The sequence below is a fragment of the Pseudomonas sp. H9 genome, from assembly GCF_004353925.1.
In the GTDB taxonomy this organism is placed as follows: Bacteria; Pseudomonadota; Gammaproteobacteria; order Pseudomonadales; family Pseudomonadaceae; genus Aquipseudomonas.
Genome location: NZ_SMOK01000039.1, coordinates 274,976 through 296,246 on the forward strand (window position 1 = coordinate 274,976; position 21,271 = coordinate 296,246).

The 21,271-nt window shown below is 59.8% G+C and carries 27 protein-coding genes and 1 pseudogene; 10 read left to right on the forward strand and 18 right to left on the reverse strand.

Annotated elements, in window-relative coordinates:
• Positions 1–17 precede the first annotated feature (17 nt).
• The 12 genes from E1573_RS24125 to E1573_RS24180 all read right to left on the reverse strand — a co-directional run bounded on the left by E1573_RS24125 (position 18) and on the right by E1573_RS24180 (position 9,970).
• A complete protein-coding gene (locus E1573_RS24125; protein ID WP_133217048.1) occupies positions 18–1,298 on the reverse strand; it encodes an MFS transporter in 1,281 nt (426 codons plus the stop codon).
• Between the two features lie 12 nt (positions 1,299–1,310).
• A complete protein-coding gene (locus tag E1573_RS24130) occupies positions 1,311–1,970 on the reverse strand; it encodes a FadR/GntR family transcriptional regulator (RefSeq protein WP_133217049.1) in 660 nt (219 codons plus the stop codon).
• Positions 1,971–2,101: 131 nt separating this feature from the next.
• Positions 2,102–3,148: a histidinol-phosphate transaminase gene (gene hisC / locus E1573_RS24135; protein ID WP_133217050.1), complete on the reverse strand. Its 1,047-nt coding sequence runs from the start codon at positions 3,146–3,148 to the stop codon at positions 2,102–2,104.
• Positions 3,149–3,150: 2 nt separating this feature from the next.
• The gene (gene hisD, locus E1573_RS24140) at positions 3,151–4,476 is read right to left on the reverse strand and encodes a histidinol dehydrogenase (protein ID WP_133217051.1); all 1,326 of its coding nucleotides are present in this window, start codon (positions 4,474–4,476) and stop codon (positions 3,151–3,153) included.
• A gap of 126 nt (positions 4,477–4,602) precedes the next feature.
• Positions 4,603–5,238, reverse strand: coding sequence for an ATP phosphoribosyltransferase (gene hisG, locus E1573_RS24145; RefSeq protein WP_028942845.1), 636 nt, complete (start codon positions 5,236–5,238; stop codon positions 4,603–4,605).
• 93 nt (positions 5,239–5,331) lie between these two features.
• Positions 5,332–6,567: a UDP-N-acetylglucosamine 1-carboxyvinyltransferase gene (gene murA, locus E1573_RS24150; protein WP_133217052.1), complete on the reverse strand. Its 1,236-nt coding sequence runs from the start codon at positions 6,565–6,567 to the stop codon at positions 5,332–5,334.
• Positions 6,568–6,591: 24 nt separating this feature from the next.
• Complete coding sequence (locus tag E1573_RS24155; protein ID WP_028942843.1) at positions 6,592–6,831, reverse strand: BolA family protein; 240 nt, start codon at positions 6,829–6,831, stop codon at positions 6,592–6,594.
• A gap of 115 nt (positions 6,832–6,946) precedes the next feature.
• A complete protein-coding gene (locus E1573_RS24160) occupies positions 6,947–7,252 on the reverse strand; it encodes a lipid asymmetry maintenance protein MlaB (protein ID WP_133217053.1) in 306 nt (101 codons plus the stop codon).
• Positions 7,249–7,887, reverse strand: a complete 639-nt coding sequence (locus E1573_RS24165; protein ID WP_133217054.1) for a phospholipid-binding protein MlaC — start codon at positions 7,885–7,887, stop codon at positions 7,249–7,251. The genes E1573_RS24160 and E1573_RS24165 overlap by 4 nt, the downstream gene beginning before the upstream one ends.
• 9 nt (positions 7,888–7,896) lie before the next feature.
• Positions 7,897–8,364 (reverse strand): outer membrane lipid asymmetry maintenance protein MlaD, encoded by a 468-nt coding sequence (mlaD, locus tag E1573_RS24170; RefSeq protein WP_133217055.1) that lies wholly within the window; start codon positions 8,362–8,364, stop codon positions 7,897–7,899.
• Positions 8,364–9,161: a lipid asymmetry maintenance ABC transporter permease subunit MlaE gene (mlaE, locus tag E1573_RS24175; protein WP_038614371.1), complete on the reverse strand. Its 798-nt coding sequence runs from the start codon at positions 9,159–9,161 to the stop codon at positions 8,364–8,366. The genes mlaD and mlaE overlap by 1 nt, the downstream gene beginning before the upstream one ends.
• Positions 9,161–9,970, reverse strand: coding sequence for an ATP-binding cassette domain-containing protein (locus E1573_RS24180; RefSeq protein ID WP_133217056.1), 810 nt, complete (start codon positions 9,968–9,970; stop codon positions 9,161–9,163). The genes mlaE and E1573_RS24180 overlap by 1 nt, the downstream gene beginning before the upstream one ends.
• Before the next feature lie 245 nt (positions 9,971–10,215).
• On the opposite strand from E1573_RS24180, the gene E1573_RS24185 reads away from it, so the two are divergent.
• The 10 genes from E1573_RS24185 (at position 10,216) to E1573_RS24230 (ending at position 17,220) form a co-directional block, all read left to right on the forward strand.
• Complete coding sequence (locus tag E1573_RS24185) at positions 10,216–11,190, forward strand: KpsF/GutQ family sugar-phosphate isomerase (protein ID WP_133217057.1); 975 nt, start codon at positions 10,216–10,218, stop codon at positions 11,188–11,190.
• Complete coding sequence (locus E1573_RS24190) at positions 11,191–11,715, forward strand: HAD family hydrolase (protein ID WP_133217058.1); 525 nt, start codon at positions 11,191–11,193, stop codon at positions 11,713–11,715.
• An 8-nt stretch (positions 11,716–11,723) separates the two neighbouring features.
• The gene (gene lptC / locus E1573_RS24195; protein ID WP_133217059.1) at positions 11,724–12,296 is read left to right on the forward strand and encodes an LPS export ABC transporter periplasmic protein LptC; all 573 of its coding nucleotides are present in this window, start codon (positions 11,724–11,726) and stop codon (positions 12,294–12,296) included.
• Entirely contained in the window at positions 12,283–12,807 is a 525-nt protein-coding gene (lptA, locus tag E1573_RS24200) for a lipopolysaccharide transport periplasmic protein LptA (RefSeq protein WP_133217060.1), read from the forward strand. Before lptC ends, lptA begins: the two co-directional genes overlap by 14 nt.
• A complete protein-coding gene (gene lptB / locus E1573_RS24205; protein ID WP_133217061.1) occupies positions 12,808–13,533 on the forward strand; it encodes an LPS export ABC transporter ATP-binding protein in 726 nt (241 codons plus the stop codon).
• A 179-nt stretch (positions 13,534–13,712) separates the two neighbouring features.
• Entirely contained in the window at positions 13,713–15,206 is a 1,494-nt protein-coding gene (locus tag E1573_RS24210; RefSeq protein WP_133217062.1) for an RNA polymerase factor sigma-54, read from the forward strand.
• 78 nt (positions 15,207–15,284) lie between these two features.
• Entirely contained in the window at positions 15,285–15,593 is a 309-nt protein-coding gene (gene hpf, locus E1573_RS24215; protein ID WP_133217063.1) for a ribosome hibernation-promoting factor, HPF/YfiA family, read from the forward strand.
• Between the two features lie 12 nt (positions 15,594–15,605).
• Positions 15,606–16,070 (forward strand): PTS IIA-like nitrogen regulatory protein PtsN, encoded by a 465-nt coding sequence (gene ptsN / locus E1573_RS24220; protein ID WP_133217064.1) that lies wholly within the window; start codon positions 15,606–15,608, stop codon positions 16,068–16,070.
• A 2-nt stretch (positions 16,071–16,072) separates the two neighbouring features.
• The gene (gene rapZ / locus E1573_RS24225) at positions 16,073–16,927 is read left to right on the forward strand and encodes an RNase adapter RapZ (RefSeq protein ID WP_133217065.1); all 855 of its coding nucleotides are present in this window, start codon (positions 16,073–16,075) and stop codon (positions 16,925–16,927) included.
• Positions 16,928–16,947: 20 nt separating this feature from the next.
• Positions 16,948–17,220, forward strand: a complete 273-nt coding sequence (locus E1573_RS24230; RefSeq protein ID WP_133217066.1) for an HPr family phosphocarrier protein — start codon at positions 16,948–16,950, stop codon at positions 17,218–17,220.
• A 16-nt stretch (positions 17,221–17,236) separates the two neighbouring features.
• Here the strand turns inward: E1573_RS24230 and E1573_RS24235 are convergent, their stop codons facing one another.
• The 6 genes and pseudogenes from E1573_RS24235 to E1573_RS27085 all read right to left on the reverse strand — a co-directional run.
• On the reverse strand, positions 17,237–18,130 hold the full coding sequence (locus tag E1573_RS24235; RefSeq protein WP_133217067.1) for a ZIP family metal transporter: 894 nt from the start codon (positions 18,128–18,130) through the stop codon (positions 17,237–17,239).
• An 11-nt stretch (positions 18,131–18,141) separates the two neighbouring features.
• A complete protein-coding gene (locus E1573_RS24240; protein ID WP_133217068.1) occupies positions 18,142–18,753 on the reverse strand; it encodes a superoxide dismutase in 612 nt (203 codons plus the stop codon).
• A 2-nt stretch (positions 18,754–18,755) separates the two neighbouring features.
• Positions 18,756–19,217, reverse strand: a complete 462-nt coding sequence (locus E1573_RS24245) for a hypothetical protein (protein ID WP_133217069.1) — start codon at positions 19,215–19,217, stop codon at positions 18,756–18,758.
• 20 nt (positions 19,218–19,237) lie between these two features.
• The gene (gene fumC, locus E1573_RS24250) at positions 19,238–20,614 is read right to left on the reverse strand and encodes a class II fumarate hydratase FumC (RefSeq protein WP_133217070.1); all 1,377 of its coding nucleotides are present in this window, start codon (positions 20,612–20,614) and stop codon (positions 19,238–19,240) included.
• Entirely contained in the window at positions 20,607–21,008 is a 402-nt protein-coding gene (locus tag E1573_RS24255; protein WP_133217071.1) for a FagA protein, read from the reverse strand. The genes fumC and E1573_RS24255 overlap by 8 nt, the downstream gene beginning before the upstream one ends.
• A gap of 136 nt (positions 21,009–21,144) precedes the next feature.
• Positions 21,145–21,271, reverse strand: a pseudogene (locus E1573_RS27085) (maturase); the annotation flags it as partial.

The window sequence follows — 21,271 nt, forward strand, 5'->3', positions numbered from 1 at the left end:
GGTTTGCCCTGCCCACCTCAGACCCGCTCGCTGACCACCTGTACATGCAGATTGCGCCCAGCCTTCAAACCGAAGGCAATCGCCCCGACACCCAGCACGGCAAAGATCCAGCCGACGGCATCCCAACCACCCGTCAAGTCATGCACCAGGCCAACCGCGAACGGCCCCATGGAGGCCAAGGTATAACCAACGCCCTGGGCCATGCTCGACAGGTTGGCCGCTACGTGAGCGTCCTTGGAGCGCAGGACGATCAGGGTCAAGGCCAGGGCAAAGGTACCGCCCTGCCCCAGCCCAAGCACGATGGCCCAGCCCCACAGGCCTTCCAGCGGCGCGTACAGGCAACCAAACAGGCCCGCCAGGGCAAGCAGCATGACCACAACAATGGCCAGGCGCTGGTCCTTGCCTCGGGTTGCCAACCACGGCGCGCTCAGCGAGCTGATCAACTGCACAATCACCGAACCGGACAGCACCAGCCCCGCTTGGGTCGGACTAAGCCCACGCCCGATCAGAATCGACGGCAACCAGCCGAACACGATGTAAGCCAACGACGACTGTAACCCCATGTACAGCGTGACCTGCCAGGCCAGCGGGTCACGCAGCAGGCCACGCACCCGGTAGGCCACATGATGCGCCCCATGGCCCTGACGCGCCTGCGGCAGCCAGATCAGCGCCGCCGCCACCGCAGGTAGCAACCAGAAGCCCAGGCCCAGGGACCAACTGTCGTTAAAGTGCTCGCTCAGCGGCACCGTGGCGCCTGCGGCCACTGCGGCGCCCAGGCACAGCGCCATGGTGTAGACCCCAGTCAGTGTGCCAGCGTGCTTGGGAAAATCGCGCTTGACGATACCCGGCAACAAAACGCCAATCACCCCGATACTTGCGCCGGCCATGATGCTGCCGACAAACACGCCGGTGCTACCAAAGGCACTGCGCACGGCAATGCCTGCGGCCAGGGTCAGCAGGATGCCGAGGATGACCCGCTCACTGCCAAAGCGCCGCGCCAGCACGGGCGCCAGCGGTGCGAACAAGCCCAGGCACAACACCGGCAAAGTTGTCAGCAAGCCTGCCTGGGAGGCGCTCAGGCCAAGGCTTTCAGAAACCAGGCTCAACAGTGGCGCCATGCTCGACAGCGCCGGCCTCAGGTTCAGCGCCACCAGCACCAGGCCAAGCAGCAGTAACCAAGGGCGCTTAAGCAGCACCGGCTGCTGTTGCACCTGTTCGTCGTCGGCCTCAGCGTCGATCAGCAGCTCTTCGAGCTCGGGTTCGCGCGCAGCACTTGTGCGAGTCAATTGTTCGGCCATGGCCTTCTTACCTCAGGATTCTATAAGGGTGCGACTCAGGCGCTTGGCCCGTTCCGCATCACGCTGCTCAATGGCATCGAGGATCTGCCCGTGCAGGTCGAATACCGACTGACAACGGGGCGCTTGCGTCAGGTTCTGCTGCAGCGCGCTGGCGACAACACCGGAGAAATAGCGGTACAGCTCGCTCAAAGCCGGGTTGTGGGCGGCATCGACCAAGCGCTGGTGAAACACCAGATCGCACGCAACGTATGCATCGACCTCGCCATGAAAATGCCTGGCGCTGCCTTCCAGCGCTTGCCGCAACCCCCGCAGGTCAGCCTCGGTACGGCGCAACGCCGCCAGTCCAATGGCCTCGGCTTCAAGGATGTGTCGCGTCTCCCGTGCATGTTCGGGCGAGCAGCGAGACATGGCCTGCACCGCCTGCAACGGATCGAGCTGGGTGCGCAGGTAACTGCCATCGCCTTGGCGAACCTCGACCACGCCACTGAAGGCCAACACCCGCATAGCCTCGCGCACGGTGTTGCGACTGATGCCCAGCTCAACGGCTAGCTCAGGCTCGGTGGGCAAGCGCTGGCCTACCTGCCATGCGCCTTCAAGAATGCGCAAGCGCAGTTGCTCGACCGCTAGATCTACCAAAGAGCGACGTACCAGCTCTTTCCCATTGCTTGCCACAAAGTCACCCAATCATCCGATGAATTCGCAGAGCATAGCTGATTTAAATGAATCGCGGGGCAAGCCCACTCCCACAAGTTCACACACAACCTGTGGGAGCGGGCTTGCCCCGCGATCAAATCACCGCGCTATCAGTTCAACGCATCAAGCAGCGCCTGGTTCATCTCTGGCGTACCAATGGTGATCCGCAGGAATTGGGCGATCCGCGCCTGCTTGAAGTGACGCACAATTACGCCGTGCTCACGCAGTTTGGCCGCCAGATCGCCAGCATCGTGCTGCGGGTGGCGGGCAAAGATGAAGTTGGCAGCCGACGGCAGCACTTCAAAACCACGCGCGGTCAGTTCGGCAACCAATTGCTCACGGCTGTCGATGACCTTGCGGCAGGTTTCGTCGAAGTAGGCGCGGTCTTCGAATGCGGCAGCGCCGCCGACAATCGCCATACGGTCGAGTGGGTAGGAGTTGAAGCTGTTCTTGATCCGCTCCAGCGCTTCGATCAGGTCCGGGTGCCCCACTGCCAGGCCAACCCGAAGACCAGCCAGCGAACGTGACTTGGACAAGGTCTGGGTGACCAGCAGGTTGTCATAACGATCAACCAGGCTGATCGCCGTTTGCCCGCCGAAATCGATGTACGCCTCATCGACCACCACCACCGTTTCCGGGTTGGCTTTGAGCAACTGCTCAATCGCCTCAAGCGCCAGCAAGCAACCTGTCGGGGCGTTGGGGTTGGGGAAAATGATCCCGCCATTCGGTTTGGCATAATCCTCGACACGGATCTGGAACTGCGCATCCAGCGCTACCGTTTCATAGGGAATGCCATACAAGCCGCAGTACACGGGGTAGAAGCTGTAGCTGATATCCGGGAACAACAGCGGTGCACCGTGCTGGAACAAACCGTGGAAGATGTGCGCCAGCACTTCGTCCGAACCATTGCCGAGGAACACCTGGTTGCCTTTGACCCCGTAATAATCCGCCACCGCCTGTTTGAGCAGGTCGCTGTTCGGGTCCGGGTACAGGCGCAGATTGTCGTTCAACTCACCCCGCATGGCTTCCAGCGCCTTGGGCGACGGGCCATATGGGTTTTCATTGGTGTTGAGCTTGACCAGCCTGGCCAGCTTCGGTTGCTCACCCGGAACGTAAGGCACCAGGTCCTTGACGAAGGGGCTCCAGAATTTACTCATGTTCAGTTCCCCTTCTTGTCGGAAACAATGCGGTATTCAGCACTACGGGCGTGAGCGGTCAGCGACTCACCCCGCGCCAGCACCGAGGCGGTGTGGCCCAACTCCGATGCACCCTGCTCGGAGCAGAAGATGATCGACGAACGTTTCTGGAAGTCATACACCCCAAGCGGCGAGGAGAAACGCGCAGTGCCCGAGGTTGGCAACACATGGTTCGGACCGGCGCAATAGTCGCCCAGCGCTTCGCTGGTGTGACGCCCCATGAAGATCGCCCCAGCGTGACGAATGTGCGGTAGCCAGGCTTGCGGATCGGCCACCGACAACTCAAGGTGCTCAGGCGCGATACGGTTGGCAACGTCCATGGCCTGTTGCATGTCACGTACCTGAATCAACGCGCCGCGACCATTGATCGAGGTTTTGATGATTTCGGCACGTTCCATGGTCGGCAGCAGCTTGTCGATGCTGGCAGCCACCTTGTCGAGGAACGCTGCATCCGGGCTGACCAGAATCGCCTGGGCGTCTTCGTCGTGCTCGGCTTGAGAGAACAGGTCCATGGCGATCCAGTCCGGGTCGGTCTGACCGTCACACACCACCAGGATCTCCGACGGTCCGGCAATCATGTCGATACCGACTTGGCCGAACACGTGGCGCTTGGCCGTGGCGACATAGATGTTGCCGGGGCCGACCACCTTGTCTACCTGCGGTACGCTTTCGGTGCCGTAAGCCAGTGCCGCGACGGCTTGGGCGCCACCGATGGTGAACACCCGGTCAACACCGGCAATGCAGGCGGCAGCGAGCACCAGCTCATTGACCTCGCCACGCGGGGTAGGCACGACCATGACCACTTCGCCGACACCGGCAACTTTGGCCGGAATCGCGTTCATCAGCACTGACGAAGGGTAGGACGCTTTGCCACCCGGCACATACAAGCCAGCACGGTCCAGCGGCGTGACCTTCTGGCCCAGCACTGTGCCGTCTGCTTCGGTGTAGCTCCAGGAGTCCTGCTTCTGCCGCTCGTGGTAGATACGCACGCGGTTGGCTGCCTTTTCCAGGGCTTCGCGCTGGGCAGGCGTGATGCGTGTCAGGGCCAGTTCCAGGCGCTCACGCCCCAGAATCAGGTCATCGATGGACTTGGCCTCAACGCCATCGAAGCGCTGGGTGAACTCGACCAGCGCTGCATCCCCGCGCTCACGCACGGCCTTGATGATGTCGAGTACACGCTGGTTGACCGCGTCGTCAGACACGCTTTCCCAGCTCAACAGATGATCCAGATGTCGGGCGAAATCCGGGTCAGCGGCATTGAGTCGGGCAATTGCAGTGGACGTGGTCATAGCGAGGGCCTCAATAAATGGCGAATGCTCAGGCGCCCTAAGCTACCAGTCCATCCGCGCGGGCACCTGAGAAAATTGGCTATGACGCGGATAGACGGGCGCGACAGCGAAGGTCGCGCGCAGGTATCAGCCGCGGTGTCGCGATTCGACAGCTTGGCGCAAGGTGTCGATCAGGCTCTGGATGCGCGCATGCTGCATCTTCATCGAAGCCTTGTTGACCACCAGCCGGGAGCTGATGGTGGCAATCAATTCCTGGGGTTCCAGGCCATTGGCGCGCAGGGTATTACCGGTGTCGACAACGTCGATGATCTTGTCAGCCAGGCCGATCAACGGCGCCAGCTCCATCGAACCGTACAACTTGATGATATCGACCTGACGGCCCTGCTCGGCATAGTAACGCTTGGCAACATTGACGAACTTGGTCGCCACACGCAGCCGTCCCTTGGGCTCAGCGGCGCCGATTGCACCGGCGGTCATCAGCTTGCACTGGGCAATCTGCAAGTCCAGCGGCTCGTAAAGGCCCTGGCCGCCGTACTCCATCAGCACGTCCTTGCCGGCCACACCCAGATCGGCGGCGCCATGCTCGACGTAAGTCGGCACGTCGGTCGCCCGAACGATCAGCAGGCGTACGTCGTCCTGCGTCGTGGGGATGATCAATTTGCGGCTTTTGTCCGGGTTCTCGGTCGGCACAATACCGGCTTCCGCCAGCAGCGGCAGGGTATCGTCGAGAATCCGACCTTTAGATAGCGCGATGGTCAACATGGGGAACGTCGGTCCTTATGCGGCTACAGCCGGCCGGACCTGATGGCCCGACCGCATTCAATTCGGATGGCGCGTCCCTGCGCCGCTCACAGACTAGCCCGGTACGCGACGGATCTTCGCGCCCAGCATCTGCAGTTTTTCCTCGATGCATTCGTAACCACGGTCAATGTGGTAGATGCGGTCGATCAGGGTATCGCCTTCGGCTACCAGCGCCGAGAGCACCAGGCTGGCCGAAGCACGCAGGTCGGTCGCCATGACGGGCGCGCCCTTGAGCACTTTGGTACCGGTGACGATGGCAGTGTTGCCTTCAACCTGGATCAGGGCGCCCATGCGGTGCATTTCGTACACGTGCATGAAACGGTTTTCGAAGATCGTCTCGATGACCGCGCCGGTGCCTTCGGCAATGGCGTTGAGCGAGATGAACTGCGCTTGCATGTCAGTTGGGAACGCTGGGTACGGCGCGGTACGCAGGTTAACGGCTTTTGGCCGCTTGCCGTGCATGTCCAGCTCGATCCAGTCTTCACCCGTGGTGATCTCGGCACCCGCTTCCTTGAGCTTTTCAAGCACAGCTTCAAGGATGGTCGGATCAGTGTCCTTGACCTTGACGCGGCCACCGGTAACGGCAGCGGCAACTAGGTAGGTACCGGTTTCGATACGGTCAGGCATGACGCGGTAGGTCGCAGAACCCAGACGCTCGACGCCATCGATGGTGATGGTATCGGTACCGGCGCCCTGGATCTTGGCGCCCATGGCAATCAGGAAGTTGGCCAGGTCGACCACTTCCGGCTCGCGTGCCGCGTTCTGCAGCACGCTGCGGCCCTTGGCCAGGGCTGCGGCCATCATGATGTTCTCGGTACCGGTCACACTCACGGTATCGAAGAAGAAGTGCGCGCCACGCAGGCCGCCTTCAGGCGCCTTGGCCTTGATGTAACCGCCTTCGACTTCAATTTTCGCACCCATGGCTTCAAGGCCACGGATGTGCAGGTCGACCGGACGCGAACCGATCGCGCAACCGCCAGGCAGTGCCACTTCGGCTTCGCCAAAACGAGCAACCATCGGGCCCAATACCAAGATCGAGGCACGCATGGTTTTAACCAGTTCGTACGGCGCGATCAGGGTTTTGATGGTGCGTGGATCGATTTCCACCGAGAGCTTCTCGTCGATCACAGGCTCGATGCCCATGCGACCGAACAGCTCGATCATGGTGGTGATGTCGTGCAGGTGCGGCAAGTTGCCGACCGTGACCGGGCCATCGCACAGCAGAGCACCCGCCAGAATTGGCAGGGCCGCGTTCTTGGCACCGCCGCCAGTAATAATCAGTTTGTCCATTTCTGTCTCGCCGCCAATTTAGGCTCAGTTGCGCTCAGCCCAGGCTGCGCTGCTGAAAAATTTCATGGTTACCGCATGGATGCTGCCATCGGTGATCCACGGATTAAGATGAGCATAGATCTGCTGCTGACGCTTGACCGGGCTCAGGGCCGCCAACTCGTCACTGATCACGTTCAACTGGAAGTTGCAGCCTTCGCCTTCAACTTCGACCCGGGTTCCCGGCAACTTTTCTTCAAGGAAGTTCTTAACTTCTACGGCCTGCATGCTCAACCTCAATCGGCGCCCAGTGCGCGCGGGTCGGCCATCATACAAAAAAGCCCCTCGCCTGCGAACCCCGTAAACGGAGACTCTGACGGAGGGGCCAGTCACTTGCTGGTGGTCATTGACCGGCCAGCACTTCTTCGAGGTCATAAACCTCGGCAATTTCGCGCATGTCCTGAGGCATGGCACGTACCTCGACAGCCTTGCCGGCCGCCTTGCCATCGCGCATGAACGCCAGCAACAAGGACAAGCCGACGCTGCTCGACTTCTCTACCTGCGAGCAATCAAGCACCAAGGCCGGGGCCTTGCACGATGCGATCAAGGCCTGGCCTTGCTTACGCAAGACCGGCCCACTGCGGTAGTCGAGCACCCCGGCCAGGTTCAAAAGGCCGGGTTCGCTCATCGATACGCTGCTCTGACTCATTGCGATTGCTGCTCAGCGGTTTCCTTGGCCTTGGCCACTTCACCCGCCCAGCCATTGATGGTCTTGTCCAGGTCGCCACCATTGCGGCTCATGGCATCGGCGAACTGATCACGGAACAGCTTGCCGATGTTGATGCCATTGACGATGACGTTACGCACTTTCCACTCACCATTGAGCTTGGTCATGGTGTAGGAAACCGGGTAGATCGCGCCATTGTTGCCCTTGACGGTCATATCGACGCTGGCACGATCATCGCCATCCAGCTTGGCATTGCCCACGGTGATGCCCTGGTTGTTGTACTCCAGCAAAGCATTGCCATAGAACTGCATCAGGCTGCGCTTGAAGTTCTCCTGAAAGCGCTGCATTTGTGCCGGGCTAGCGTTACGCGAGTACTTCACAGTCATGATGCTTTTCGAGATGCCATCGGCATCTACCACCGGCCCGAGGTTGGCATTCAAGGCGTCATAGAAGGCGCTTGGGTTGGCCTTGTATTGCTCCTTGTTAGCCTTGAGGTCGGCCAGCAGTTGGTTGGTGGTGGCCTGAATTACTTCTTTAGGTGACTGAGCAGCTGCGCTAGCCATCAACGGCAATGCAGCCAGCAGTACCAGCAAGCCGCGTCGCAGGATAGAAATCATGGAAACTCCTTATTTAGCTTCTTTGCCAACGGTATTGAGCAGGAACTTGCCAATCAGATCTTCCAGCACCAGCGCCGACTGGGTGTCGTGAATGGTAGAACCATCCTTGAGCACCGCATCTTCTCCGCCCACGCTGATACCGATGTACTTCTCGCCGAGCAACCCAGCGGTGAGGATAGATGCCGTGGAGTCGGTAGGCAGGTTGTCTACGCGTTTCTCCAGTTGCAACGTCACCCGACCGGTGTAGGTGTCACGATCCAGATCGATGGCCGTGACCTTGCCGATGGTTACACCGGCCATGGTCACTTTAGCTCTGACCGTCAAACCGGCGATATTGTCGAAGTTTGCGTAAACTTTATAGGTATCGCCGCTCGGGCTTGCCGACAGGCCGCTGACACGCAGGGCCAGCAGGATCAGTGCCAGGATCCCGGCCAGGAGGAACAGGCCGACACCGATTTCCAGGGTGCGGTTTTGCATCAGAAATCTCCAAACATCAAGGCGGTCAGAATAAAGTCCAGACCCAGGACTGCCAACGAGGCATAGACCACGGTCTTGGTTGTGGCACGACTGATCCCCTCTGAGGTGGGCTCGCAGTCATAGCCTTGGAATACGGCAATCCAGGTAACAACAAAGGCAAAAACCAGGCTTTTGATCACGCCATTGAGGACATCGTCAGTGAACGACACGCTGTTCTGCATGTTCGCCCAGAACGAGCCTTCATAGACGCCCAGCCAGTCCACCGCCACCCACGAACCACCCCAGATGCCGACCACGCTGAAGATCAGCGCCAGCATCGGCAGCGAGATGAAACCGGCCCACAGGCGTGGAGCAACGATGTACTTGAGCGGGTCGACACCGATCATTTCCAGGCTGGACAACTGTTCGGTGGACTTCATGTTGCCAATTTCAGCAGTCAGCGCAGAACCGGCACGCCCGGCGAACAGCAACGCGGTCACCACCGGCCCCAGTTCACGCAGCAGTGTCAGGGCAACCATTTGCCCGACGGCCTGTTCCGAACCGTATTTGGTCAGGATGCTGAAGCCTTGCAGAGCCAGCACCATACCGATGAAAACGCCGGAAACGACGATGATCGCCAGCGACAGCACGCCGACTGAGTAAAGCTGCCGAACCAGCAATTGGAAACCACCGCCGGTACCACTGCGCCCAACCAACGAGTGCAACAGGAATAGAAACGAGCGGCCGAGCACGGCCAGCACGTCGATGGCCGAGCGGCCAAAGCGACGAATGCGTTCGAGTAAGGATTTTCTGCGCATCAACGCTTCCCCAGAAGATCGGCGCGGTAATCCGGCGCAGGAAAGTGAAAGGGCACCGGGCCATCCGGGTCGCCTTTCATGAATTGGCGAATGCGCGGGTTATCAGAGCCCATCAGTTCGTCCGGTGTGCCCTGCCCCAGCACCTGACCATCGCCGACCACATAGATGTAGTCGGCAATACTGGCGGTTTCGGCCAGATCGTGAGAGACCACGATACTGGTGATACCCAGGGCATCGTTGAGCAGGCGAATCAGGCGCACCAGTACGCCCATGGCGATGGGGTCCTGGCCGACGAACGGCTCGTCGTACATGAGGATTTGCGGGTCCAGGGCGATAGCCCGGGCCAGCGCCACACGGCGTTTCATGCCACCGGACAGTTCGTCCGGCATCAGCTCGATAGCGCCACGCAGGCCCACGGCCTGCAGCTTCATCAAGACGATGTCTCGGATCATTTCGTCAGACAGCTGGGTATGCACGCGCAGCGGGAATGCGACGTTCTCGAACACATCAAGGTCGGTGAACAACGCACCACTCTGGAACAGCACGCCCATTTGCTTGCGCGCATCGAACAGGTCGCTACGCGACAGCGCAGGCAGGTTTTGCCCGGCCACCCAGACTTCACCGCTGGCCGGGCGCAGCTGTGCGCCCATCAGACGCAACAGTGTGGTCTTGCCGCACCCGGAAGGCCCCATGATGCCGGTGACCTTACCCCGGGGAATGCGAATATCGACATTATTGAAGATACTGCGCGAACCGCGCTTGAAGGTCACACCCTTCAGCTCGACCGCGTAGGCGTTATCAACGCTCATCTAGACTCCTTGCAATGCAGCCTTCTCACTCAGACGCACGCCTCCTTCTTGGAGGCACGCCCGCCCAGAGTGGGCCGAACAGGCGGCGAACTATACCATCGCTGATAGCAGCGCCCCAAGGCCAGCGCAGTGCTTGTTCAGCCTGGGTTAAGGTTGCTCGGCGAAGGTATGACAATCACAAGGTGAGGGATTTGCGCATTACCGCTATAATCGCCGCCTTTTCATCAGGCAATCCGATTTTCGACATGAGCCAATCCAGCGACCTGATCCAATCCGCGCAGCGCACCATTCGTTTCGAACTTGAGGCGGTTGAGGGCTTGCTTGCCCACATCGACGCCGATTTCGTCAAGGCATGCGAGCTGATCCTGGCCAGTAAAGGCCGGGTAGTGGTGGTCGGCATGGGCAAGTCCGGGCATATCGGCAACAAAATTGCCGCCACCCTGGCCAGCACCGGTACACCGGCATTTTTTGTTCACCCCGCCGAAGCCAGCCATGGCGACATGGGCATGATCACCCGCGATGACGTCATCCTCGCCCTGTCCAACTCCGGTTCCACCGCCGAGATCGTCACCCTGCTGCCGTTGATCAAACGCCTCGGCATCCAGCTGATCAGCCTGACCGGCAACCCGGACTCGCCGTTGGCCAAAGCTGCCGAAGTCAACCTTGATGCGCGTGTCGCCCAGGAAGCCTGCCCACTGAACCTGGCGCCGACCTCCTCGACCACCGCAGCCCTGGTGCTGGGCGACGCCCTGGCAATTGCCTTGCTGGAAGCGCGTGGTTTCACCGCTGAAGATTTCGCTTTCTCGCACCCGGGTGGCGCCCTGGGCCGCCGCCTGCTGCTGAAAGTCGAGAACGTCATGCACGCCGGCGATGAACTGCCTCAGGTGCAACGCGGCACTCTGCTCAAAGACGCGCTGCTTGAAATGTCCCGCAAAGGTTTGGGCATGACCGTTGTGCTCGAAGCCGACGGACGGCTGGCCGGGATCTTCACCGACGGCGACCTGCGCCGCAGCCTGGACCGCAACATCGATGTGCATAAGACCCTGATCGAAGAGGTCATGACGGTTCATGGCAAGACTGCCCGCGCCGAAATGCTCGCCGCCGAAGCCCTGAAAATCATGGAAGACCACAAGATCAGCGCGCTGGTGGTCATCGACAAGGACGAGCGCCCGGTTGGCGCCCTGAACATGCACGACCTGTTGCGTGCAGGAGTGATGTAAATGAGCCAAGACCTGCTCCAGCGCGGCCAGGCCATCAAGCTGGCCGTATTCGACGTTGACGGCGTACTGACCGATGGCCGCCTGTACTTCCTCGAAGACGGCAGCGAATTCAAGACCTTCAATACCCTCGACGGCCAAGGCATCAAGATGCTCATGGCCTCGGGCGTGACCACGGCAATCATCAGCGGGCGCAAAACCCCGGTGGTCGAGCGTCGGGCCAAGAACCTCGGCATCCCCCACCTGTATCAGGGGCGCGAAGATAAATTGGTCGTTTTGGACGAACTTCTCGGCCAACTCAACCTAAGCTATGAACAGGTTGCCTATCTGGGCGACGACCTGCCTGACCTGCCGGTGATCCGTCGCGTCGGTCTGGGCATGGCTGTGGCCAATGCCGCTGCCTTCGTCCGCGAGCACGCCCACGGGGTCACCAAGGCCCGTGGCGGTGAAGGCGCCGCCCGCGAATTCTGCGAGTTGATCCTGCAGGCCCAGGGCAATCTCGACGCGGCCAACGCCCACTACCTGTAGAGCGACACATGTTCAGTAAAAAAATCCGCACCGTTGCGCTGTTCAGTGTGATTGCCGCCTTGCTGGTGGCCGTCGGCTACTGGAACATCGGCCCCGAAAGCTTCCTCGACAAGCCGGTAGCCCGTGTCGACGAAAAAGCCATCGACTACTACGCCACCAATGCCCACAGCGTGCAATTCCTGCCCGACGGTAAAATGCAGTACGAAATGACTGCCGACAAGGTCGAGCACCTGATGGTCAGCGAAGTCACCCTGCTGACCAAACCAGATCTGCAGATGTATCGCGGCACCACCTACCCCTGGCACGTGCAGAGCGAAAAGGGCGAGGTCAACCCCGACGGTTCCGAAGTGGAACTGATCGACTCGGTACGGGTTGCCCGCACCGACGAAAAAAACCGCACCATGATCATTACCACCAGTCGTATGACGGTATTCCCGCAGAAGCAATATGCGCAAACCGAGCAAGCCGTTAGAATCGACGGCGCCGACGGCGTAACTACGGGCAACGGAATGAAAGCGTATTTGAAAGACGGCAGGATGGACCTGCTGTCCAACGTAAGAGGACAGTATGAGGCTCGTTAAAACCCTCCCCTTTTTGCTCAGCCTGAGCGCAGCACTGGGAAGCGCGAGCGCCTGGGCCCTGCCGAACGACCGCGACCAGCCTATCCGTATTCAGGCTGACAATGCGCACCTGGATGACAAGAAAGGGGTCGCCACCTACACCGGCGACGTCATCATCACCCAAGGGTCGATGATGATCAAAGGCAACACCGTAACCATCACCCGCGCCGAATCCGGCGACATCGACGTGGTGACCTCGGTGGGCAACCTGGCCTATTTCGAGCAGCAACAAAGCGCTGCCAAGCCAGACAAGATGCAAGGCTATGCCGTCACCATCCAGTACCAGGCACAAAAAGACCTGGTGGTGCTGACTGACCGCGCCAAAGTGGTCAACGAAGGCAACACCACCGAAGGCGAAAAAATCGTCTACAACACCAAGTCTCAGGTAGCGACGGCCGGCCGTGGCGGTAACGTCACCACCCCGCGTCAGCGTATCGACATGGTGATCCAGCCGAAGAAGAAGGCCGAGTAAATGGCGACCCTCAAAGCCCAGCACCTGGCCAAGAGCTACAAGAGCCGACAAGTGGTTCGCGATGTCAGCCTGTCGATCGACAGCGGCCAGATCGTCGGCCTGCTCGGCCCTAACGGCGCCGGCAAGACCACCTGCTTCTACATGATCGTTGGCCTGGTTCAGGCCGATCAGGGCCGCGTCCTGATCGACGACCTGGATGTCAGCCATCAGCCGATGCACGGCCGCGCCCGTGCCGGTATTGGCTACCTGCCCCAGGAAGCCTCGATCTTTCGCAAGCTCTCGGTGGCCGACAACATCATGGCGATCCTCGAGACCCGCAAAGATCTCGATGCCGCCGGGCGCCGCAAAGAGCTGGAAAGCCTGCTGCAGGAGTTCCACATCAGCCATATTCGCGACAACCTCGGCATGAGCCTGTCCGGTGGCGAACGTCGCCGCGTGGAAATCGCCCGCGCCCTGGCTACCGCGCCGAAGTTCATCCTGCTCGACGAACCCTTTGCCGGTGTCGACCCGATTTCGGTTGGCGACATCAAGCAGATCATCCATCACCTCAAGGCCAAGGGCATCGGTGTACTGATCACCGACCACAACGTGCGCGAGACCCTGGATATCTGCGAAACCGCTTACATCGTCAACGATGGTCAACTGATCGCCGAGGGCGATGCAGAAACCATCCTGGCCAACGACCTGGTCAAAGAGGTGTATCTGGGCCACGAGTTCCGCTTGTAAGTTCGAAGTGACACAGCGTTTGCCCAGGGCGGCTGACCCGGTGAAATCCGGCTTAATTGTTACAGCACCCTAGGCAAACGCTCCAATTTCAGGCATATAATTTGCTTAAAATTGGCGCTTCGGTGCCCTAGTAGTGGATGGCGCATGTGCGCCGGCGACAAAGGTGTTAAGCCCCTGCCATGAAACCATCGCTCGTCCTAAGAATGGGCCAGCAACTGACGATGACCCCGCAGTTGCAACAGGCCATCCGCTTACTCCAGCTGTCTACCCTGGACCTCCAGCAGGAAATCCAGGAAGCACTGGAATCCAACCCGATGCTCGAACGCCAGGAAGACGGCGACGATTTCGACAACAGCGACCCGATGGCCGACAACGCCGAGAACAAGCCTGTTGCCGAAGTTCAGGACACCAGCTTCCAGGAAACCACGCAAACCGTGGACAACCTGGAAGACGGCGAATGGAGCGAGCGCATTCCCAACGAGCTACCGGTCGACACTGCCTGGGAAGACATCTACCAGACCAGCGCGAGCAGCCTGCCCAGCAACGACGATGACGAGTGGGACTTCACCACCCGCACCTCGGCGGGCGAGAGCTTGCAGAGCCACCTGCTGTGGCAGTTGAACCTGGCGCCGATGTCCGACACCGACCGCCTGATCGCCGTTACCCTGATCGACTGCATCAACAACCAGGGCTACCTCGACGAAACCCTTGAGGAAATCTGCGAGTCGTTCGACCCCGAGCTGGATATCGAGCTTGATGAGGTCGAAGCCGTCCTGCACCGCATCCAGCAGTTCGAGCCGGCCGGTGTCGCCGCCCGCAATCTCAGCGAATGCCTGCTGCTGCAACTGCGCCAGCTGCCCGGCAACACCCCGTGGATGGCCGAGGCCCAACGCCTGGTACGCGATTACATCGACCTGCTGGGTAGCCGCGACTACAGCCAACTGATGCGCCGCATGAAGCTCAAGGAAGACGAGCTGCGTCAGGTCATCGAACTGGTTCAGAGCCTCAACCCACGCCCTGGCTCGCAGATCGAGTCCAGCGAAGCGGAGTACGTGGTACCCGACGTCATCGTGCGCAAAGACAGCGAGCGCTGGATCGTCGAACTCAACCAGGAAGCCGTGCCACGCTTGCGCGTCAACCCACAGTACGCAGGGTTCGTCCGCCGCGCCGACACCAGTGCCGACAACACCTTCATGCGCAACCAGTTGCAGGAGGCCCGCTGGTTCATCAAGAGCCTGCAAAGCCGCAACGAAACACTGATGAAGGTCGCCACCCAGATCGTCGAGCATCAACGTGGTTTCCTCGACCATGGCGACGAAGCCATGAAGCCGTTGGTGCTGCACGACATCGCCGAAGCCGTGGGCATGCATGAGTCAACCATTTCCCGGGTCACCACCCAGAAATACATGCATACACCTCGAGGAATCTACGAGCTGAAGTACTTTTTCTCCAGCCACGTCAGCACCTCGGAAGGCGGCGAATGCTCGTCTACAGCGATCCGCGCGATCATCAAAAAACTGGTTGCAGCGGAAAATCAGAAAAAGCCATTGAGTGACAGCAAGATCGCTGGTTTACTGGAGGCACAAGGTATCCAGGTAGCCCGTCGCACCGTCGCCAAGTACCGCGAGTCCCTCGGCATCGCACCTTCGAGTGAACGCAAGCGACTGATGTAGCCCCTGAGATCACCACCGCAGTTCAGTGGCAGGCGCAATACCTGCCTCTTATGCACGGGCAACAAAAGGAGAAGCTGTATGCAAGTCAATATCAGTGGACAGCATGTAGAAGTCACCCAACCGCTGCGCGAGTACGTAGAACAGAAGCTGAAGCGGCTGGAGGGGCACTTCGACAAGATTACCAACGTGACGGTGATCATGAAGGTCGAGAAACTGCAGCAGAAAATTGAAGCGACGCTGTTTATTCCCGGCGGCGAAGTGGTTGCGAATGCCGAACACTCAGACATGTATGCAGCGATCGACGCCTTGACCGACAAGCTCGACCGCCAACTGAAAAAACATAAGGAAAAACAGCAAAGCCTGCTGCAAGGTGCAGCGGCCCGCTGATCCCCCTCATCCATGATCCGACTTGAAACCATCCTGACCCCCGGCCGTTCCCTGGTGAACGTGCCGGGCGGCAGTAAAAAGCGCGTACTCCAGGAAATCGCCACGCTGATCAACCGGGAAGCCCCGGACCTGGAGATGCAAGACGTTTTTGAAAGCCTGGTTGCCCGGGAGAAACTCGGGTCGACCGGTTTTGGTAATGGCATTGCCATTCCACATTGCCGCCTCAAAGGCTGCTCATCCCCCATCAGCGCCCTGATGCACCTGGATGCACCGATCGACTTCGACGCCATCGATGGCGCCCCGGTCGATTTGCTGTTTGTCCTGCTGGTTCCAGAAGCGGCCACCGATGCGCATCTTGAGCTGTTGCGCCAAATTGCCAGCATGCTCGACCGTAAGGACGTGCGTGACCGGCTGCGTGCCGCCGATAGCAGTGAAGCCCTGTACCAGGTTGTACTGGACGCACAAAACGGGCTTTAACTATGCGCCTAATTATCGTCAGTGGCCGATCCGGCTCCGGTAAGAGCACCGCCCTCGCAGTTCTTGAGGACAACGGTTACTACTGCATCGATAACTTGCCGGCAGGGCTGCTTCCGCAGTTGGCGGAAAATGCCCTGATCAACACCGAGCTGATGCAACCCAAAGTGGCGGTATCGATCGACGCCCGCAACCTGCCCAGCCACCTGACTCGCTTCCCGGAGCTGCTTGAGGATGCCCGCAGTCGGCATATCCAGTGCGATGTTCTGTACCTGGACGCCGATGAAGACACCCTGCTCAAGCGTTTCTCGGAAACCCGCAGACGCCACCCGCTGACCAACGCCAATCGTTCGCTGGCCGAGGCCATCCGGGTTGAAACAGACCTGCTGGGGCCGATTGCCGACCTCGCCGACCTGAAGATCGACACCACCAACCTGAACCTGTATCAGTTGCGTGATTCGATCAAACTGCGCCTGCTGAACCAGCCGGAGCCCGGCACGGCGTTTCTGGTCGAGTCTTTCGGCTTCAAGCGCGGCATGCCGGTCGATGCCGACCTGGTGTTCGATGTACGCTGCCTGCCCAACCCGTATTGGAAGCCGGAGCTGCGTGAGCATTCAGGCCTGGACCAGCCGGTGATCGACTACCTGGCAGCCCAGCCCGATGTCGAAGAAATGTTCCAGGATATCTCCAGCTACCTGCTCAAATGGTTGCCGCGCTTTGCTGCCAGCAACCGTGCTTACGTCACCATTGCCATTGGCTGTACCGGTGGTCACCACCGTTCGGTTTACCTCACTGAACGTCTGGGCCAATTGCTGCAGCAATCCCTGAAAAATGTCCAGGTACGCCACCGCGACCTCTAGCCCACAGGACCACCGCCGCGATGCCCGCTCGTGAAATCACCATCATCAACAAGCTGGGGCTACACGCCCGGGCTGCGGCAAAGTTTGTCGGCGTGGCCGGACGCTTCCCCTGCGCGGTGCGCATTGGTCGTGCGCCAGAAAAAATGATCGACGGCAAGAGCATCATGGCCGTCATGATGCTCGCAGCCGGTAAAGGCACCCAGGTGCACCTGCACACCGAAGGTGAAGAGGAACAAGCAGCGCTCGATGCACTGGTCGAACTGATCAACAACTACTTTGACGAGGGCGAGTGATCGCCCTCGTACACCTTCAAGCCAGCGCAGTATCCATTACCATCATCAAACAGAAGCCGATGCACAGCCCCAGGCTAGCCAGGCGGTGATGACCATTGCTGCGTGATTCAGGAATGATCTCCTGCGTCACCACCAGCAACATAGCCCCAGCCGCGCAGGCCAAGCCCAACGGCAACAACAGTTCAGCTACCGATACCAGCCAGGCGCAGAGCACTGCGGCCAGCGGCTCAACCAGCCCAGACGCCGCACCGATGGCAAACGCCTTGAAACGTGCCATGCCCGCCCCCGCCAACACCAGCGCAATCACTAGCCCCTCAGGCACGTCCTGCAAGGCAATGCCCATCGCCAGACTGTCGGCATCCGGCATGCCGCCCCCGGCCGACACGCCAATGGCCATGCCTTCGGGAACGTTGTGGGCGATGATGGCAATGACAAACACCCAGATCCGTGCCGCAATCACCGGCTGCTGAGGGCTGCCCACCAAGGCCTCAGGCGAGGCGCCGGAGACCTTGAGATCAACCAGGTAGAGACAGAACGCCCCAAACAACAAACCGAAACTGACCAAGGCGCCCGCGCCCCATCCTCCCAAACCAATGGCCTGAGCGGCATCCAGCCCCGGAATAATCAGGGAAAAGGCGGTGGCCGCCAGCATCACGCCGGCACCAAAACCTAACAGCGTATCGGCCAACGCTACCGGCATGCTCCGGATCACCAGCACCGGCACTGCGCCCAGTGCCGTTCCCAACGCGCACAAGGCACCCCCTTCCAGCGCACGCATCATGCGGGGCTCAAGGTCCAGCCAGGCTAACCCTTGCGCCACCAGCAAGGCACAGCCAACCAGCAGCAATAGGGTCCCCAGCGCCAGGCGAAACAGGCGCACACTACCAATGGACATCACATCCGAGCGCATACCGGTACGACTCACGCGAGAGCAGCGATGTAACGACGTTCTACTTCGGACCAGTCGATCACGTTGTAGAAAGCGCTGATGTATTCAGGGCGGCGATTCTGGTAGAGCAGGTAATAAGCGTGCTCCCAAACGTCCAACCCCAGAATTGGAGTGTTGCCATTCATCAGCGGGCTGTCCTGGTTACCACTGCTCTCTACCACCAGCTTTTTCCCCGGCGTAACGCTCAGCCAGGCCCAACCGCTGCCGAAGCGGGTCAGTGCCGCCTTGGTAAATGCGTCCTTGAAGGCTTCAAAGCCACCCAGCTGCTCATCAATGGCCTTGGCCACTGCTCCCTTGGGCTCACCTCCGCCCTGAGGCGACATGACGGTCCAGAACAGAGAGTGGTTGGCATGCCCGCCACCCTGGTTAATCACTGCCGCTTGCAGGTTCTGCGGCAACTGCTTGACCGAGGCGACCAGTTGCTCGACCGGCCACTCGGCCCATTCGGTGCCCTCCACCGCGGCGTTGAGGTTATTGATGTAGGTCTGATGGTGTTTACTGTGGTGAATCTGCATGGTCTGAGTATCGATGTGCGGTTCCAGCGCATCGTAGGCGTAAGGTAATGCAGGCAAGGTATAAGGCATGCTCAATGGATTCCGTATTGATGTACTGAAGACCCGGCACATTCCTGGCCGGCAATCACTACCGGCTGCGGGTCATGACGATGGAGCAGGCGTTCAGTACGTGGGTACTGGCCGTACTCACTGATGAAATTCAGTAATTCGGTGTAGGTCTTGCCGCTGTGTCGCAGCGCTGCTTCACGCAGCGTCGGCGACAGGCGAGCGTCCTGCATGGCGTGGAGCAATCGCTGATGGATAGCGCAGAGGTACTCTGCGCTTTCCTGTGGCTGATTCAGACGCAAATGCAAGTCAGCCAGGTTGTGGTGAGCGATCACACACACTGCCACCGCTTCGTCGGCGTCATGCCAGCGCTCGAACAACACCTGGGCCAATGCCAGGGCCTGGAGATACAACTCGCGGGCATCGACCAGTTCGCCTTGATCGAACAAGCGATTGGCCATTTCAGTGGTGCGTTTCCAGTGCTGCATGACTAACCTCCAGTGCGGTATCAGATACCGCCGGCCGTGAGCTTTTCCGGATCAAGCAAAACTTCCAGCTGGCTGCGCGGCAGGTCGGTGTGCTCAAGGGCAACCTCGATGATCGGGCGACCCTGCTTGTAGGCGGTCTTGGCGATCTCTGCGGCCTTCTGGTAGCCAATGATCGGGTTCAGTGCGGTCACCAGAATCGGGTTACGCGCCAGCGCTTCCTTGAGCTTGGGCTCGTTAACCTTGAAGCTCGCGATCGCCTTATTAGCCAGCAGGCGGCTGACGTTGGCCATCAGTTCGATGCTGCTGAGCAGGTTCTGAGCGATGATCGGCAGCATCACATTGAGTTCGAAGTTGCCCGACTGCCCAGCCACAGCGATGGTGGCGTCATTGCCGATAACCTGCGCGGCGACCATTGCCGTCGCTTCCGGGATCACCGGATTGACCTTGCCCGGCATGATCGATGAGCCTGGCTGCAGGCCTTCCAACTCGATTTCGCCCAGGCCCGCCAACGGTCCGGAGTTCATCCAGCGCAGATCGTTGGCGATCTTCATCAGCGCCACGGCTGTGGTCTTGAGCTGGCCCGACAACGCCACAGCCGTGTCCTGCGAGCCGATCAAGGCAAACAGATTCTGCCCCGGGGTAAACGGCACCTGGGTAAGCGCAGACAACTGCTGGCTGAATCGCCCGGCAAACTCAGGGTGTGCGTTGATTCCGGTACCGACGGCCGTACCGCCTTGGGCCAGCGACTGTAGTGCCGGCAGGGTGGACTCAAGGTGAGCGATAGCACCATTGATTTGCGCGGCCCAACCACCGAGCACCTGGCTCATGCGCACCGGCATGGCATCCATCAAGTGTGTGCGCCCGGTCTTGATGAACGGGTGTACTTCGATGGCCTTGCGTTCGATGACCTGAACCAAGTGCTTGAGCGCAGGCAGCAGTTGCTCATGCAACGCCAGTGCCGCACTCACATGGATCGTGGTCGGGATAATGTCGTTACTGCTTTGCCCGCAGTTGACGTGATCATTTGGGTTGACGTTGTCGCCCAGAATCCGGCTTGCCAGGGTAGCGATGACTTCGTTGGCGTTCATGTTCGAACTGGTGCCCGAACCGGTCTGGAAGATGTCCACTGGGAAATGCTGGATGAAGTCACCTGCCAGCAGTTGCTCGACCGCTTTGACGATGGCAGTGCCCTGCCCTTCGTCCAGTTGCTTGAGTTCGATGTTGGCCTTGGCCGCAGCAGCCTTGGCCAGCAACAGCGCCCGAATGAACTGGGTCGGCATACGCTGCTGGCTGATCGGGAAGTTGTTCACCGCGCGCTGAGTTTGTGCGCCATACAGGGCCTCGGCCGGCACCTGCAGTTCACCCATGCTGTCACGCTCGATACGGGTATTACTCATCATCAAGTCCTTGCATCAGTTCAGCGAAAGAAATCGAAGGCAGCAGCGTGCAGTTCGCCAGTTGTAAGGCGAAAGGCTGCCAGCGCTGGCCGTGCTCACCACCGTCGAGCTTGCGCAGCTGCAACAGCGGCTTCCAGGCCTGATCCAGGCACAGACAGCGCCAATGCCACGGCAGCATGCGGTCGCAGGCGGTATCCAGGAGCAAGCGGAAAGAGGTCAGGGCGACGGTCCAGGCGGAGGTTTCGGTGCAGCACACCAGATAGCGGCCCTCAGCCAGGTAGTGCTCGATCAGACGAGGCTCGTCCGGCTCCATCGCGCAACGGATACGGCGGCTGAGCCAGCGCCAGTTTTCGAGGTAAGGTAATTCGTGAAGGACGGGTTTCATGAACATCATCGCCTAGATAATGATATTCATTATTAATTGATAATCAGAATCAGTACAAGGCTACGATCGAAGAAATCGAGTAGGAGGCGGGTTTACACCCGCCGTCCTCTCACACCACCGTGCGTACGGTTCCGTACACGGCGGTTCAGGCTACGCGGCTAAGCCGACTAATCGTATCCAGTATCGAGACAAGTCCAAGTCGATCCCATAGTTTCTTCGGTAGCGCCTGATTCACATGTGGCGCACCCGAGTTCCACCATGGGCCCCGGCCA

Bases quoted from the DNA above. Each gene is read 5' to 3' on its own strand.
- E1573_RS24125 (WP_133217048.1), bottom strand. From the start codon at position 1,298: ATGGCCGAACAATTGACTCGCACAAGTGCTGCGCGCGAACCCGAGCTC.
- hisC (WP_133217050.1), bottom strand. From the start codon at position 3,148: ATGAGTAAATTCTGGAGCCCCTTCGTCAAGGACCTGGTGCCTTACGTT.
- hisD (WP_133217051.1), bottom strand. From the start codon at position 4,476: ATGACCACGTCCACTGCAATTGCCCGACTCAATGCCGCTGACCCGGAT.
- hisG (WP_028942845.1), bottom strand. From the start codon at position 5,238: ATGTTGACCATCGCGCTATCTAAAGGTCGGATTCTCGACGATACCCTG.
- murA (WP_133217052.1), bottom strand. From the start codon at position 6,567: ATGGACAAACTGATTATTACTGGCGGCGGTGCCAAGAACGCGGCCCTG.
- E1573_RS24155 (WP_028942843.1), bottom strand. From the start codon at position 6,831: ATGCAGGCCGTAGAAGTTAAGAACTTCCTTGAAGAAAAGTTGCCGGGA.
- E1573_RS24160 (WP_133217053.1), bottom strand. From the start codon at position 7,252: ATGAGTCAGAGCAGCGTATCGATGAGCGAACCCGGCCTTTTGAACCTG.
- E1573_RS24165 (WP_133217054.1), bottom strand. From the start codon at position 7,887: ATGATTTCTATCCTGCGACGCGGCTTGCTGGTACTGCTGGCTGCATTG.
- mlaD (WP_133217055.1), bottom strand. From the start codon at position 8,364: ATGCAAAACCGCACCCTGGAAATCGGTGTCGGCCTGTTCCTCCTGGCC.
- mlaE (WP_038614371.1), bottom strand. From the start codon at position 9,161: ATGCGCAGAAAATCCTTACTCGAACGCATTCGTCGCTTTGGCCGCTCG.
- E1573_RS24180 (WP_133217056.1), bottom strand. From the start codon at position 9,970: ATGAGCGTTGATAACGCCTACGCGGTCGAGCTGAAGGGTGTGACCTTC.
- E1573_RS24185 (WP_133217057.1), top strand. From the start codon at position 10,216: ATGAGCCAATCCAGCGACCTGATCCAATCCGCGCAGCGCACCATTCGT.
- E1573_RS24190 (WP_133217058.1), top strand. From the start codon at position 11,191: ATGAGCCAAGACCTGCTCCAGCGCGGCCAGGCCATCAAGCTGGCCGTA.
- lptC (WP_133217059.1), top strand. From the start codon at position 11,724: ATGTTCAGTAAAAAAATCCGCACCGTTGCGCTGTTCAGTGTGATTGCC.
- lptA (WP_133217060.1), top strand. From the start codon at position 12,283: ATGAGGCTCGTTAAAACCCTCCCCTTTTTGCTCAGCCTGAGCGCAGCA.
- lptB (WP_133217061.1), top strand. From the start codon at position 12,808: ATGGCGACCCTCAAAGCCCAGCACCTGGCCAAGAGCTACAAGAGCCGA.
- E1573_RS24210 (WP_133217062.1), top strand. From the start codon at position 13,713: ATGAAACCATCGCTCGTCCTAAGAATGGGCCAGCAACTGACGATGACC.
- hpf (WP_133217063.1), top strand. From the start codon at position 15,285: ATGCAAGTCAATATCAGTGGACAGCATGTAGAAGTCACCCAACCGCTG.
- ptsN (WP_133217064.1), top strand. From the start codon at position 15,606: ATGATCCGACTTGAAACCATCCTGACCCCCGGCCGTTCCCTGGTGAAC.
- rapZ (WP_133217065.1), top strand. From the start codon at position 16,073: ATGCGCCTAATTATCGTCAGTGGCCGATCCGGCTCCGGTAAGAGCACC.
- E1573_RS24230 (WP_133217066.1), top strand. From the start codon at position 16,948: ATGCCCGCTCGTGAAATCACCATCATCAACAAGCTGGGGCTACACGCC.
- E1573_RS24235 (WP_133217067.1), bottom strand. From the start codon at position 18,130: ATGCGCTCGGATGTGATGTCCATTGGTAGTGTGCGCCTGTTTCGCCTG.
- E1573_RS24240 (WP_133217068.1), bottom strand. From the start codon at position 18,753: ATGCCTTATACCTTGCCTGCATTACCTTACGCCTACGATGCGCTGGAA.
- E1573_RS24245 (WP_133217069.1), bottom strand. From the start codon at position 19,217: ATGCAGCACTGGAAACGCACCACTGAAATGGCCAATCGCTTGTTCGAT.
- fumC (WP_133217070.1), bottom strand. From the start codon at position 20,614: ATGAGTAATACCCGTATCGAGCGTGACAGCATGGGTGAACTGCAGGTG.
- E1573_RS24255 (WP_133217071.1), bottom strand. From the start codon at position 21,008: ATGATGTTCATGAAACCCGTCCTTCACGAATTACCTTACCTCGAAAAC.